This is a genomic window from Pseudomonas sp. JS425 (assembly GCF_018223845.1).
GTDB lineage: Bacteria > Pseudomonadota > Gammaproteobacteria > Pseudomonadales > Pseudomonadaceae > Aquipseudomonas > Aquipseudomonas asiatica.
Map to the genome: position 1 here is coordinate 710,515 of NZ_CP073661.1, position 14,128 is coordinate 724,642.

The 14,128-nt window shown below is 64.7% G+C and carries 11 protein-coding genes; 4 read left to right on the forward strand and 7 right to left on the reverse strand.

Annotated elements, in window-relative coordinates:
• Positions 1-13: 13 nt before the first annotated feature.
• Positions 14-1,069 (reverse strand): NAD(+)/NADH kinase, encoded by a 1,056-nt coding sequence (locus KDB76_RS03220; RefSeq protein ID WP_013970707.1) that lies wholly within the window; start codon positions 1,067-1,069, stop codon positions 14-16.
• A gap of 282 nt (positions 1,070-1,351) precedes the next feature.
• On the opposite strand from KDB76_RS03220, the gene KDB76_RS03225 reads away from it, so the two are divergent.
• Positions 1,352-3,205 (forward strand): sigma-54-dependent Fis family transcriptional regulator, encoded by a 1,854-nt coding sequence (locus tag KDB76_RS03225; RefSeq protein WP_023662885.1) that lies wholly within the window; start codon positions 1,352-1,354, stop codon positions 3,203-3,205.
• A 175-nt stretch (positions 3,206-3,380) separates the two neighbouring features.
• Here KDB76_RS03225 and accC read toward each other — a convergent pair whose 3' ends face one another.
• The 6 genes from accC to KDB76_RS03255 form a co-directional block, all read right to left on the reverse strand.
• Positions 3,381-4,736, reverse strand: a complete 1,356-nt coding sequence (accC, locus tag KDB76_RS03230) for an acetyl-CoA carboxylase biotin carboxylase subunit (protein ID WP_003257054.1) — start codon at positions 4,734-4,736, stop codon at positions 3,381-3,383.
• A gap of 17 nt (positions 4,737-4,753) precedes the next feature.
• Positions 4,754-5,218, reverse strand: a complete 465-nt coding sequence (gene accB, locus KDB76_RS03235) for an acetyl-CoA carboxylase biotin carboxyl carrier protein (protein ID WP_003257055.1) — start codon at positions 5,216-5,218, stop codon at positions 4,754-4,756.
• A gap of 100 nt (positions 5,219-5,318) precedes the next feature.
• Positions 5,319-5,774 (reverse strand): type II 3-dehydroquinate dehydratase, encoded by a 456-nt coding sequence (gene aroQ, locus KDB76_RS03240; RefSeq protein WP_003255330.1) that lies wholly within the window; start codon positions 5,772-5,774, stop codon positions 5,319-5,321.
• A 179-nt stretch (positions 5,775-5,953) separates the two neighbouring features.
• Positions 5,954-7,726 carry a protein-disulfide reductase DsbD gene (locus KDB76_RS03245; protein WP_013970709.1) on the reverse strand — a complete coding sequence of 591 codons (1,773 nt, stop codon included), beginning with the start codon at positions 7,724-7,726 and terminating at the stop codon, positions 5,954-5,956.
• Positions 7,727-7,931: 205 nt separating this feature from the next.
• Positions 7,932-9,893, reverse strand: a complete 1,962-nt coding sequence (locus tag KDB76_RS03250; protein WP_038408615.1) for a methyl-accepting chemotaxis protein — start codon at positions 9,891-9,893, stop codon at positions 7,932-7,934.
• A 242-nt stretch (positions 9,894-10,135) separates the two neighbouring features.
• Complete coding sequence (locus KDB76_RS03255; protein ID WP_013970712.1) at positions 10,136-11,494, reverse strand: diguanylate cyclase; 1,359 nt, start codon at positions 11,492-11,494, stop codon at positions 10,136-10,138.
• 248 nt (positions 11,495-11,742) lie between these two features.
• On the opposite strand from KDB76_RS03255, the gene KDB76_RS03260 reads away from it, so the two are divergent.
• The 3 genes from KDB76_RS03260 (at position 11,743) to KDB76_RS03270 (ending at position 14,019) form a co-directional block, all read left to right on the forward strand.
• Positions 11,743-12,810: a DUF2333 family protein gene (locus KDB76_RS03260; RefSeq protein ID WP_013970713.1), complete on the forward strand. Its 1,068-nt coding sequence runs from the start codon at positions 11,743-11,745 to the stop codon at positions 12,808-12,810.
• A gap of 2 nt (positions 12,811-12,812) precedes the next feature.
• Positions 12,813-13,349, forward strand: coding sequence for an NUDIX hydrolase (locus tag KDB76_RS03265; protein ID WP_024086195.1), 537 nt, complete (start codon positions 12,813-12,815; stop codon positions 13,347-13,349).
• A gap of 298 nt (positions 13,350-13,647) precedes the next feature.
• Positions 13,648-14,019, forward strand: coding sequence for a translation initiation factor Sui1 (locus KDB76_RS03270; protein ID WP_003257057.1), 372 nt, complete (start codon positions 13,648-13,650; stop codon positions 14,017-14,019).
• Positions 14,020-14,128: the final 109 nt, after the last annotated feature.

Below are 14,128 nucleotides of genomic sequence, written 5' to 3' on the forward strand. Positions count from 1 at the left end.
CTCCGGGGTTGTCTCAACACGGGTTTGCAGGGTGCAGCCGATGGCCACGGGGCACGGCCAGCAAGTGATGGCGGGCGGCGTGCGCCAGTACGGCCTCGACGTCCACGCTCAATGGGCCTTGGTGGTCGAGGGTGATGGTGGGGCTGTCATGCTCGGCGAATTCGATTTCGCGCTCGCCGTCCAGCGCCAGGGTGCCGCTGGCCAGGCTCAGGCGATGGGCTACGCCGGGCGTCAGGGCGCCGCTAGCGGTGATGCCGCAGCCTTGCAGCAGGCCGGGTGCCAGTGGTGCGAGCAGCGCTTGTTCAGCACCGGGGTTCAGGCGTACCCAGGCACCGTGCGGGTCCTGGCGCGAGACCGGGCACCACAGGCCGCACAGGGCCGAGAGGCCGATGGCATGGGGTTCGGCGAAACAGGCGAATACTTCGCAAAGGTCTTCGCTGCGGCTCAGTGCCCGAGCGCCGATGAAGCGCTGGGGCGATACCGCCACCTCCACCAGTGCCCATTCGGCAAGCTGTTGTTCGGGCACCTTCACCAGCAGGCGCTTGTTGCGGCGCAGGCCGATGCTCGGCGGTACCCGGCCGCTGGCAAGCAGGCCGCCGGCCAGGCCGGCGCTGGTGGCCTCGCGCAGTTCGGGGAAGGCATTGTTGGTGCCGGTGGACAAGGTCAGCAGCGGTACGTCACCGGCCTCGGCAGCAACTGCCTTGTGGGTGCCGTCGCCGCCGAGCACTGCAATCATCGCCACGCCGCGTTCGACCATGCGCCGGGTGGCCAGGCGGGTATCGGCAACGGTCTGGGTCAGCGGCAGGTCGAGGATCTCGATGGCCGGCCAGTGCTGGTCCTGGGCGACCGGGCCCTGGCTGGCCTTGAGCACGGCAGCGGCGATGCCGGTCATGTCGCTGGGCAGCAGCACCTGACCGATGCCGGTAGCACCGAAGGCAGCGAGCAGGCGCTGGATCGCCGATGCCTTGTCGGTACTCGAATAGAGCCCGGCATTGGCAGTCAGGCGGCGCAGGTCGCGGCCAGAGGCAGGGTTGGCAATGATGCCGACAGTTGGGGCGGGTAGCGGCATGGCGCACCTCGTTTCTTGTTTGCCAGTGCTGGAGCAAGCGGGGTGCCAGTTTTCCTTGGGTAGGCTGAAATCACCGGGGCAGAGCGGTTTCGTTGCGCTCTGGCCGGAACGTATGGCCGGGCTGGCGAGACGCCGGGTGCCAGCCGAGGTATGGCATGGCCGAGACGCTGAGACGCTGCGTCTCAAGCCAGCCGGTAATCACGCAGTGCTTGTCGGGGCATGCCCGGAAGCGCTTAATGGCCGGACAACGATAAAAACAGCAACGAGAACCGGAGGGCCTGCATGCTTGCCGCGAACTCCCGAGCCCATGTCGACTGCGTCAGCAGGGTGCTGAAGAATGCCGACCGCCTGCCGCAGGCGCCGGTGCCACCGCTGATCCTCGATTCATGGCGCCGTTCCATGGAGCTGTACCGCCTCGACCCCGGGTCCCAGCAGGGGCCGCGCATCCTGTCCCAAAGCCTGCTCAACGAATGCCGCGAGCGCGCTGAACTGTTCCTGCGCATCGCCAGCGATGCCGTGGCCCGCCTGCATGAGCGGGTGCGCGGTGCCGACTACTGCGTGCTGCTCACCGACGCCTTGGGGCGCACCATCGATTACCGGGTCGAGTCGGCCATCCGCAACGATTGCCGAAAGGCCGGGCTGTACCTGGGCACCTGCTGGTCGGAGGGCGAGGAGGGCACCTGCGGCGTGGCGGCGGTGTTGACCAGCAAGGCGCCGGTCACGGTGCACAAGCGCGACCACTTCCGCGCCGCGTTCATTGGCCTGACCTGTACGGCGGCACCGGTGTTCGACCCGCTGGGCGAGTTGCTGGGCGTGGTGGATGTCTCGGCCTTGCAGTCGCCGGACGACCGCCGCAGCCAGCACCTGATCCGCCAATTGGTCGAGCAGACTGCGCGCGAGATCGAAAATGCCTTCTTCATGCACAGTGCCCAGGGCCATTGGGTAATGCGTGCCCATGGCACGCCGGGCTATGTGGAAAGCCAGCCCGACTACCTGCTGGCCTGGGATGGCGATGGCCGCCTGCAGGCGATCAACAGCCTGGCGCGCCAGCGCCTGGTGGAGCATCTGGGGCGTTTGCCCGAGCACATTGGCGAGCTGTTCGACATGGATCAGTTGCGCCGCGTGAACGCATCGTCCGCTCAACGCCTGCCGGGCCTGGGTGGTCTGTACGGCCGGGTCAGCGCACCCCGACAGCGCCAGCGTGCGCAGCCGTTGCGCCAGGCCCAGGACGCCCGTATCGAGCAGCATCTGCGCCTGGCCACGCGGGTCAAGGACTGCAACCTGGCGGTGCTTGTGCAAGGCGAGACGGGGGCTGGCAAAGAGGTGTTCGCCCGCCAGCTGCATCAGCAAAGCCTGCGTCGCGATGGCCCGTTCGTCACCTTGAACTGCGCGGCCATCCCGGAAAGCCTGATCGAGAGCGAGCTGTTCGGCTATGTGGCCGGGGCCTTCACCGGGGCTTCCAGCAAAGGTATGCAGGGGCTGTTGCAGCAGGCCGATGGCGGCACGCTGTTCCTCGACGAAATCGGTGACATGCCGCTGAACCTGCAAACCCGGTTGCTGCGCGTGCTGGCGGAGGGTGAAGTGGCGCCGCTGGGCGCGGCGCGGCGGGAGCGGGTGGATATTCAGGTGATTTGCGCGACCCACCGCGATTTGGCGGCGATGGTGGAGGATGGGCGTTTTCGTGAGGACCTGTACTTCCGCCTGGCCAATGCCCGCTTCGAGTTGCCGCCGCTGCGCGAGCGTGAGGACCGCTTGGGGTTGATTCACCAGTTGCTGGCCGAGGAAGCCGAGGCCTGCGGAGTCGAGGTGGTGTTGGCGGATGATGCGCTGCAGGCGCTGCTGGTTTACCGCTGGCCGGGGAATTTACGCCAGCTGCGGCAGGTGTTGCGCTATGCCTGTGCGGTGAGCGAGGACGGGCGGGTGCAGGTGCAGGACCTGCCGCAGGAGGTGCGCGGCGAGGTGGTCGCTTCGGCAGAAAGCAGCATGTCTTGTCCGGCCCGGCAGTTGCTGCTGGATGCGCTGATCCGCCATCGCTGGAAGCCGGCCGATGCGGCGCGGGCTCTGGGAATATCGCGGGCAACCTTGTACCGGCGGGTGCATGAGCACCACATCGAGATGCCGCGGATGAAGGGGTAGGACCCGGGGGGCTGCTTTGCAGCCCAATCGCCGGCAAGCCAGCTCCCACCTCGACCGCATAGACCTCAAGCCGTGTGCAATCCCTGTGGGAGCTGGCTTGCCGGCGATGAGGCCCTGACAGGCAATAAAAAACCCCGGAACAAGTCCGGGGTTTTCAGTACATCACACTACGCGATCACTCCTGGCTAGCCAGTTTGTGCTCGAGGTAGTGAATGTTGACGCCGCCTTTGCAGAAACCTTCATCACGCACCAGGTCGCGGTGCAGCGGGATGTTAGTCTTGATGCCGTCGACGACGATCTCGTCCAGGGCATTGCGCATGCGCGCCATGGCTTCGTCGCGGTCCTTGCCGTAGGTGATCAGCTTGCCGATCAGCGAGTCGTAGTTCGGCGGAACCGAGTAACCGCTGTACAGGTGCGAATCAACACGCACGCCGTTGCCGCCCGGGGCGTGGAAGTGCTTCACCTTGCCTGGGCTCGGGATGAACTTCTTCGGGTCTTCGGCGTTGATACGGCATTCCAGCGCATGGCCACGGATGACCACGTCTTCCTGGCGGAACGACAGCTTGTTGCCAGCGGCGATGCTCAGCATCTCCTTGACGATGTCGATACCGGTCACCATCTCCGACACCGGGTGCTCAACCTGCACGCGGGTGTTCATCTCGATGAAGTAGAAGCGGCCGTTCTCGTACAGGAACTCGAAAGTACCCGCACCACGGTAGCCGATCTCGATGCACGCATCGACGCAGCGCTTGAACACTTCCTGACGGGCTTTCTCGTCGATGCCCGGGGCTGGCGCTTCTTCCAGTACCTTCTGGTGACGGCGCTGCAGCGAGCAGTCACGGTCACCCAGGTGAATGGCGTTGCCTTGGCCGTCGGACAGTACCTGTACTTCCACGTGGCGTGGGTTGGTCAGGAACTTCTCCAGGTAGACCATCGGGTTGCCGAAGGCTGCACCGGCTTCGGTACGGGTGAGCTTGGCCGAGGAAATCAGGTCCTCTTCCTTGTGCACCACACGCATGCCGCGACCACCACCGCCACCGGCGGCCTTGATGATTACCGGGTAGCCGACGTCACGAGCAATCGCCAGGGCGACTTCTTCATCTTCCGGCAGCGGGCCATCGGAGCCCGGTACGGTCGGTACGCCCGACTTGATCATCGCGTCCTTGGCCGAAACCTTGTCGCCCATCAGGCGAATGGTGTCGGCTTTCGGGCCGATGAAGGCGAAACCGGACTTTTCCACCTGCTCGGCGAAGTCGGCGTTTTCCGCCAGGAAGCCGTAGCCCGGGTGAATCGCGGTGGCGCCGGTCACTTCGGCGGCAGCGATGATTGCCGGGATATGCAGGTAGGAATCCTTGGACGATGCAGGGCCGATGCAGACCGACTCGTCTGCCAGGCCCAGGTGCATCAGTTCACGGTCGGCGGTGGAGTGCACGGCGACTGTCTTGATACCCAGCTCTTTGCAGGCACGCAGGATCCGCAGGGCAATTTCCCCGCGGTTGGCGATCAGGACTTTTTCGAGCTTCCCAGACATCGTTGGCTCTCCGCGATTCAAACGATGGTGAACAGCGGCTGGTCGAACTCAACCGGCTGGCCGTCTTCTACCAGGATGGCGTCGATGACACCGCCGACATCGGCTTCGATGTGGTTCATCATCTTCATGGCTTCGACGATGCACAGGGTGTCGCCCTTCTTCACGGTCTGGCCAACTTCAGCGAAGTTCGGCGAGGTCGGCGAAGGCTTGCGGTAGAAGGTACCTACCATCGGCGAGCGGATCACGGTGCCTTTCAGGGCCGGGGCGGCGGCAGCGGCTTCAGCGGCCGGAGCGGCAGCGGCGGCAACCGGGGCAGCAGCAGGGGCAGCGGCTACCGGAGCCGGTGCGAAGTACTGCTGGGCAGCCGGGGTCTTGCTGTGACGGCTGATACGGACCGACTCTTCGCCTTCCTTGATCTCCAGTTCGTCGATGCCAGACTCTTCCAGCAGCTCGATCAGTTTCTTGACTTTACGGATATCCATTAATCATCAACTCCCAAAGGTTCGGTCAGGGGGCGAAATACAAAAAAACGTATCTGAAACGTTTCTCTCGAACCCTGGCCCACTGAGGCCAGGGTTTTCATCATTTGGGCTGTGCGTTGGCAGCCAGTTGTTCCAGCGCGGACTCCAGGGCCAGGCGATAACCGCTGGCGCCCAGGCCGCAGATCACCCCTACGGCAACATCGGAAAAGTAGGAGTGGTGGCGGAACGGTTCGCGTTTGTGCACGTTGGACAGGTGCACTTCGATGAATGGGATGCTCACCGCAAGCAATGCGTCACGTAATGCGACACTTGTGTGGGTGAAAGCAGCCGGATTGATCAGGATGAAGTCCACACCCTCATTGCGTGCGGCGTGAATGCGGTCGATCAGTTCGTATTCGGCGTTGCTCTGCAGGTACTGCAGATGGTGGCCTGCGGCGCGGGCACGTTGCTCCAGGTCCTGGTTGATCTGGGCCAGGGTCACGGCGCCGTAGTGGCCAGGCTCGCGGGTACCGAGCAGGTTGAGGTTGGGGCCGTGGAGCACCAGTAGCGTTGCCATCTGCGGATTCCTTGGATTTGTAGGGCAATTCGACACAGCGCGGCGAGTGTGCCGTAAAGCGACGGCAAGTGTCCAGTTCCCGGCAATAGCCAGCACGATGTCCGAGGTTCGCGCGAAGTATGTGACCAAATAATTAAATTTGGTCACTGATTTCTGGATTTTTCACAGCTCGCGGGAAGTTATAGACCGACTTTACCGCGCACGCGTGTGAGAATTTGCGCAAATTCACCGGCATTTATCTCGCCAATGACCCGATCAGCGGTTATTTCGCTACCGTTCGCGGCAAAGAACAGCAGAGCGGGCGGGCCGAACAGCTGGTAGCGATCGAGCAGGCTGCGTTGTTCGGCATTGCTTTCGGTGATGTCAAAACGCAGCAGCTTGAAGCCGGCCAGTTGCGCTTGCACCTGCGGAGCGGTGAGCACCTCGCGTTCGATCACTTTGCAGCTGATGCACCAATCGGCGTACCAGTCCAAGAGCACCGGCTGGCCGGCTGCCTTGGCCTGGGCCAGGGCAGCGTCCAGTGCGGCGGGGGTAGTGATGGTCTGCCAGCTATCCGCCTGCACCGCCGGCCCGTTGCCGGTGGCCACAAGGGTTGCCGGCGGCAACGGGCGCAGTGGGTCGCCCTGGCCGCTGAGGGCGCCGTACCAGCAGGCCAGGGCGTACACCAGCAGGGCCAGGCCGAGCAGTTGGGCCAGGCGCTGGCGTGCGGTCTTGACGACGAACTCGAGGGCACCGAGGAACAGCGCCACGCCAGCGGCGAGGAAACCGACCAGCAGCAAGGTCAGCGGGCCTGGCAGCACTCGGCTGAGCAAGCCGATGGCCAAGCCCAGCAGCAGGACGCCGATGGCATTCTTCACCGTGTTCAGCCAGGGGCCGCTTTTCGGCAGCCAGGCCGCGCCACCGGTGGCCACCAGCAGCAATGGTGCGCCCATGCCCAGGCCCAGGGCGAACAGCTTGAGTGCGCCGCCCAGGGCATCGCCGCTGGCGCTGATGTACAGCAGCGCACCGGCCAGCGGCGCCGACACACAGGGCGAAACCAGCAGGCTGGAGAGGACGCCCAATATTGCCGCGCCCAGCAGCGAGCCGCCCCGGGTGTGGCTGGCGACATTGTTCAGGCGGTTGCTCAGGGCTTGCGGCAGTTTAAGTTCGAACAGGCCGAACATGGCCAGGGCGAACACCACGAAAAACAGAGCGAAGGGCACCAGTACCCAGGCCGACTGCAGGCGCGCCTGCAGGTTCAGGCCGGCGCCGAACAACCCCATCAACGCACCGAGTACCGCAAAGCTGGCCGCCATCGGCAGCACATAGGCAAGCGACAGCGCCAGCCCGCGCAGGCCGCCGGCCTGGCCGCGCAGCACCACGCCGGAAAGGATCGGCAGCATCGGCAGCACGCAGGGGGTGAACGTCAGGCCGACCCCAGCGAGGAAGAACAGCAGCAGCGACTTCCAGGTCCAGGCGTGTTCACCGCCGGCCGGGGTGCTTTTGCCGCCTTCGCCATCGATGTTCAGGCGTGCGGTTTCTGGCGGGTAGCACAGGCCTTTGTCGGCGCAGCCCTGGTAGCCCACCAGCAGGGTGAAGGCGCGCGGGTCATTGCGCGGCAGCTCGATATCGAGCACGCCGTGGTACACCTCGACATCGCCGAAGAACTCATCGTGCTTGGCCTCGCCCTTGGGGATGCTTGGTGTGCCCAGGGCAATGTCGGCCGGTTCGGTGCGGAACTGGAAACGGTGGCGATAGAGGTAGTAGCCGTCGGTTGCGACGAAGCGCAGCTTGATGGTTTGCGCATCGGCCTGGACCAGGCTGAGCTTGAACGCTTCGTGTACCGGCAGGAAGTCGGCGTTGTTGGCCAGCGAAGCTGCGCCGAGGGTGGCGCTGGGGCGGTTGTCGAGCAGGCCCGTGGCGAAGGCAGGGCTGGCCAGCAGCAGGAACAGCAGGAAAAACAGGCGGCGCATGGCGGACTCGCGAGGTGGAACGTGCTGGGCATGATAGCGGAGTTGGTGCGGGTTGGGGCCATGCTGGTTGCGGGGGCGACACATGGCCGCTGGCTCATGTGCTGCCTGTGCCGGCCTCTTCGCGGGTAAACCCGCTCCCCCCTCGTCCGCATAGGCTATCCCTGTGGGAGCGGGTTTACCCGCGAAGAGGCCAGCACAGGCCAACCTAGACTCTGAAGGCCCGCACCGCCCGGTTCAGTTCACCCCCCAAACTCAGCAACTGCTCGCCTTGCTCGCGCCCCTCGCCAATGCGCTGCAGGTTGTCCTCACCCAGCTCATGAATTCGCTCGCTGTGGTCGCGAATCTCACTCACGGCACCACTCTGCTGCGCCGTGACATCGGCAATCCGCACCGCAGTGTCCGAAATGGTGCGAATGGCACAGACGATCTCGTCCAGCGCCCCGTCCGCCGCCTGGGCCTGGTTGGCCGTGGCCTCGGCATGCTCAAGCTGCGCACGCATCCCGGCCACCGAGCTTCTGGCTGCCTGCTGCAAGCGGTCGATCAGTGCCTGAATCTCGCCGGTCGCCCCGGTGGTGCGCTGTGCCAGCGAACGCACCTCATCGGCCACCACTGCAAAACCACGGCCCATCTCACCGGCGCGGGCCGCTTCGATCGCGGCATTCAGCGCCAGCAGGTTGGTCTGCTCGGCAATCGAGCGGATCACTGTCAGGACGCCGCCGATGGTGGCCGACTCCTCCGCCAGTTGCTCGATCATGCGGGCGTTGCCCTGCACCTCGTCGACCAACTCACGCAAGCCCGACAGGCTCTGGCCGATCACCGCCTGGCCCTGTTCCACTGCACGCCCGGCATCGCGGCTGGCGTCGGCTGCGGCGCTGGCGTCGCCGGCTACTTGCTGGATGGTCGCTTCCAGTTCACCCAAAGCATCGCGGATCTGCCCGGTGTCGCCGGCCTGGCGTTCGGCGCCGTCATGCAGGGCGGCGCTCATGCCGGCCAGGGCGTGGCTGCTGCCAGCCACCTGCTCGGCGTTGTGGCGGATGGTGCCGACCAGCTCTACCAGATACTGGCGCAGGCGGTTGAGCGATTCCTGGATGTCGCGCAGTTCGCGGTTGGTCCTGCCCAGGGCGATGGCCTCGGCGAAGTCACCCTCGGCCCAGCGCGACAGGGCCGGGGCCAGGCCGGTCAGGGTGCGCGCCAGGCGACGTTGCAAGGTGTCGATCAGCAGGGCGATAAGTAGGATCAGGCCGATCATCAGACCCTGGATGATGCGCACTTCGCCGGCAATTTTCGCATGCTGGCCGCGTACCTCGGGCTCCAGTGCCGCAATGGCCTGTTGCACGGCCTCCAGGCGTTGGCCAGTGCTGGCAGCCAGGGCGACGCGCCGCTCGATCTGTTCGCGGGTGCGCTGCAGTTCGGCCGGGTAGCGGCCGAGCAGGCTCTGCAGTTCGCGCTTGAGGCCGACGGCAATGTCTTCCTGCTGGGCGCTGGCCTGGGTTTCCAGGCCCATCATCGCGGCGAAGTCGTCGGCACCGGACTCGGCGCTACGGGTTACGCCGAGCAAGGGCAAGGCATCGATCGCCTGGGCCTGGGCACGGATCAGTTGCAGCTCGCGCTCCACTTCGTCAGCCAGCTCGGGGCGACCGCTGCTGACCAGCTTGTCCCGGGCCAGCGACAGGCGACCGAGGTGCACGGTGGCGTCGAGCAGTGGCACCAGGTAGCGGTTGGCGTCGGCGCTGCCGCTGTCGCGGGCGTAGCCGGCCAGTTGTTCGAAGTTGGCGCCCAGTTCCCGCTCGGCTTGCAGCAGCAGGGCTTGCGGGTCACCAGCCAGCTTGCCGGCGGCCAGCAGCTCCTCGGCGGTAAAGGCCTGCAGGCTGTCCAGGCTGGGGCGCAGTTTGTCGGCCAGTTCGCTGGGCCACTCGGCCAGCGCGGCCTGCAACTGCTGGTTGGCCTCCATCGCCGCGGCATGGCGCAGGGCATCGCCGCTGCCCAGGTACGCCTGGATGTTGCGGGCCGCCTGGTTCTGGAACTGCTGGGACAGGCCCAGGTAGCGCTCCATCAACTGGTAGGGGCGCTCAAGGGCCCGCTGCGACCACCAAAGGGTGGCGCCCAAGGCGATACACACGGTTACCAGCAACAGGGTGTTGAAATTGGTCAGCCACTTCAGGCGCATAGCCGCGAGCTTCCTGCGGGGGAGGGAGAGGTCGGTGGCTGAAGTTATTGCGATTTTGTGACGGGGTGATGACGGCAGGGGGTTGGCGCCATAAAAAAGTGGCACAGTGCCTCTATTTTAATCTGTGCCGGCCTCTTCGCGGCTAAAGCCGCTCCCACAGGGACTGCGCAATCCTTCAGTCCGGTGGAGTACCTGTGGGAGCGGCTTTAGCCGCGAAGAGGCTGGCACAGGCAAAGCCTGATTCAGGGCTCTACACGCACCACACAATTTCGCCCGGCATGCTTGGCCCGATACAGCGCCTCGTCCGCCGCACTGGCCATGGTCAGCGCATCCAGCCCCTCATCCAACTGCACCACCCCTGCACTGAAGGTGCACTGCAAGTCCCGTGGCTGCGCCGGGTAGAGGATCTCGGCAAAGCGCCTGCGGATTTCGTCGAGAACCTTGTGCGCCGCGTCCAGCGCGGTATTGGGCATCACAATGGCGAACTCTTCACCGCCGTAACGGCCAATGAAATCGGTCTTGCGCAAGCGCTGCTTGAGAAACAGCGCCAGGCTCTTGATCACCCGGTCGCCCATCGGGTGGCCGTGGCGGTCGTTGATCTTCTTGAAGTGGTCGATGTCGAGCATGGCAAAGCACAACGGCAGCTGCTCGCGACGGGCGCGGAAGCTGCAGTCTTCCAGCAATTGCAGGATGTGGGTGTGGTTGTACAACCCGGTCAGGCTGTCGCGCACCATGCGCGCCTTCAGGTGCCGGGCGCGAGCGGCGCGGTTGCGCACGGTGGTGATCAGGTGGCGAGAACGAAACGGTTTGGTCAGGAAGTCATCACCGCCTTCGCTCATGGCATCCAGCTGCTTGTCCAGGTCGTCTTCGGCAGACAGATAGATGATCGGCACGCTCACATAACGGTCGCTGTGGCGGATCACCTTGGCCAGTTCGGGGCCGGTGCAGGCCGGCATGTACAGATCGAGGATGATCAGGTCGGGCTGGAAGTCAGCCAGCTCGGCCATGGTGCGGATCGGGTCGGTCAGGCTGCGGGTGATCATGCCGGCGCTGGCCAGCACGCGCTCGGTGTACAGCGCCTGGGTGCGTGAGTCGTCGATGACCAGTACGCGCAACGGGTCGTGCGGGGTTGCATTGGTCAGCAGTTCGACCTTTTCCAACAGGCTGGAGGCTTCCAGGGTGCCGGTGAGGAAGTCCTGGCCACCGGCGCGCACGGCGGCCAGGCGGGTCGGGGTGTCGGTTTCGTGATGGCTGAAGAACAGCAGTGGTATATGTCGGGCCAGCCCCTGCTGCATCTGGGCAGCCAACAGCAGGCCTTGGCCGGCACCGTTGAAGTCGACATCCATGATGATGGCCGAGGGCGGGTATTCGCTGATCGAGGCCTGAAACGCCGCGGCGCTGGCAAGCGCCTGCACCACCAGGCCAAAGAATTCCAGTTGCTGGGCCAGGCGCTGGGCGCGCTCGTGGTCCTGCAGCAGGATGTACACCGGCTTGCGCAGGGGCGGCAGCAGCACCTGATCGAGCGGGTCGTCCTTGCGCAGGCCGCTACGCGTCAGCTGTTGGGCGGGGCACAGCGGGCTCGGCTCGGCTGCTTGGCTCATGTCCTGGCTACTTGTAGGTTGGGGTGTGCAGGGGCAATGATGGCTCTATGCTAGCAGTTCTTTTCAGGTGCGTGAGTGCCCTGCGTCAACAAAGCGGCCAGAACGAATATTCAGTTGCTGACCGATTGGTCGCTTATGCGTAAGGCGGTGTCTGCTTTATAGTGCTGCCACGCGGGCTTGCCGTGGCACCCTGGCGTAGGCCTGTGGTCCAAGCCCCTGAACCGTCGTGACTGATTAAGGACAAAGCCATGCTGGACTGGAAAAACCGCGAGGCCAAAGCCGAGCCCCGCGAGCGTGTCGACGGCCGTGGCGCCGCCGCCCGTAGCTATCTTGGCGGCCTCTGGAGCCGTGCCCTGGGGACCCTGATCGGGTTGTACCTGCTGGTGTGCATTGGCCTGGGCTGGTACTGGAGCCAGGAGCCGGAGCTGTTCCCGGTGCAGCAGAACGCCCAGGCCGCAGCCGAGCGTACCGGCCAGCAGATGGTGGTGGGCTACACCACTATCGAAACCCTCAAGACTGTGGCCGGCACCTTGCTGAACAAGCCGGGTGGCTACATTTCCAACGACCGCTTCCCGCCCGGGCTGTGGATGGACAACATGCCGAGCTGGGAATATGGCGTGCTGGTCCAGGTGCGTGACCTGTCCCGTGCCTTGCGCAAGGACTTCGCCCGTTCGCAGTCGCAGTCGACCGAAGACGCCGACCTGGCCAAGGCCGAGCCGCGTTTCAACTTCGACAACAAGAGCTGGATCCTGCCGTCGAGCGAGTCGGAGTTCGAAGAGGGCATCAAGTCGCTGACCCGCTACCAGACCCGTCTGGCTGCCGGCGACAAGGGCGCAATCTTCTATACCCGTGCCGACAACCTGAACAACTGGCTGGGTGACGTGGCCACCCGCCTGGGCTCGCTGTCGCAGCGCCTGTCGGCCAGCGTTGGCCGGGTCAAGCTCAACACCACTTTGAAGACTGAGTCGCTGGTCGCCGGCCAGGCGCCGCAGGTGGACGAGGAGCTGGTGGAAACCCCATGGCTGCAGATCGACAACGTGTTCTACGAAGCCCGTGGCCAGGCCTGGGCGCTGTCGCACCTGCTGCGCGCCATCGAGGTGGACTTTGCCGACGTGCTGGCGAAGAAGAACGCCACGGTCAGCGTGCGCCAGATCATCCGTGAGCTGGAAGCCTCGCAGGAGGCCCTGTGGAGCCCGATGGTGCTCAACGGCAGCGGCTTCGGCATGTGGGCCAACCACTCACTGGTCATGGCCAACTACATTTCCCGGGCCAACGCGGCGGTCATCGACCTGCGTCAGCTGCTGTCGCAGGGTTGATGATGGCGATCAGCCCGAACGAGGCCGCCCACCGGGCGGCTTCCGACCGAGAACTGGTCACCTGGGTGGACGAAGCCGACCGGGTGCTGGGTGCCTTGCCCCGGGCCGAACTGCGTGAGCGGGGCCTGATAGGGCGTTGCACGTTCATTCTGCTGTTCAACAGTGCCGGTGAGCTGTGCGTGCACCGGCGAACCCTGAGCAAGGCGCTGTACCCGGGTTACTGGGATGTGGCGGCAGGCGGCATGGTGACGGCCGGGGAGGCGTATGCCGATTCGGCGGCGCGGGAGCTGGCCGAGGAGCTGGGGATCGACGGTGTGGAGCTGCGTTTTCATGAGCGGTTCTACTTTGACCAGCCGGATAACCACTTGTGGTGTGCGGTGTATTCGGCGGTGTCGGATGCGCCATTGCGGTTACAGCCGGAAGAGGTGATCGAGGCGCGGTTCATTGGCCTGGAGCAGGCTGAGCAAGAAAGCCTGACGAAGCCGTATTGCCCGGACTCGTTGGCGGCGTTGCAGCGCTATAAAGCCAGCCTCAAATAGATGCGTGGCCCATGCGGGCCCCTTCGCGGGTAAACCCGCTCCCACAGGGATTTCACAGGTCGTGAAACCTGCGCAGTACCTGTGGGAGCGGGTTTACCCGCGAGGGGGTCGCAAAACATTCGCAAAATGCCGCATTCCGGTACTTAGCAACAGCGGGATTTATCGTTACACTGCGCGCCCTTTTCGGGCTGCCGCAGGTCTTGTGGCAGTAGCGCCGCCCCTGCCAGAGTGGGGCTTCGCGGTCGGGCTCAACCCCCTGGGGCCGACCAGTTTTTGTCCTCAGCACAGAGGAACAAAAGTGGCCAAGAAAGCTTCTTCCTTCGCCGCCCTTGGCGGTCTCGTTTACTCCACCGACACCGGTCGGCACTGCCCCGACTGTAGCCAGCCGGTGGATGCCTGTACCTGCAAGCAGCAGGTCATCCCCGAAGGCGATGGCATTGCCCGTGTGCGCCGCGAAAGCAAGGGCCGCGGCGGCAAGACCGTGACCACCGTCACCGGCGTGCCGCTGCCGCTCGATCAGCTCAAGGAGCTGGCCTCTACCCTCAAGCGCCGCTGCGGTACCGGTGGCGCCCTGAAGGATGGGGTCATCGAAATCCAGGGCGACCATGTCGAACTGCTGATCGGTGAGCTGACCAAGCAGGGCTTCAAGGCGAAAAAATCCGGCGGCTGATGCGGCCACGCGATTTTTTGCCCAGTGCTTTCTAAACTCGTTGCCGTGACCAGGGTCTATCCAGGGCACGGACGAATCGTCATTTTCGGCTTTTACACTGCGCCCGCCT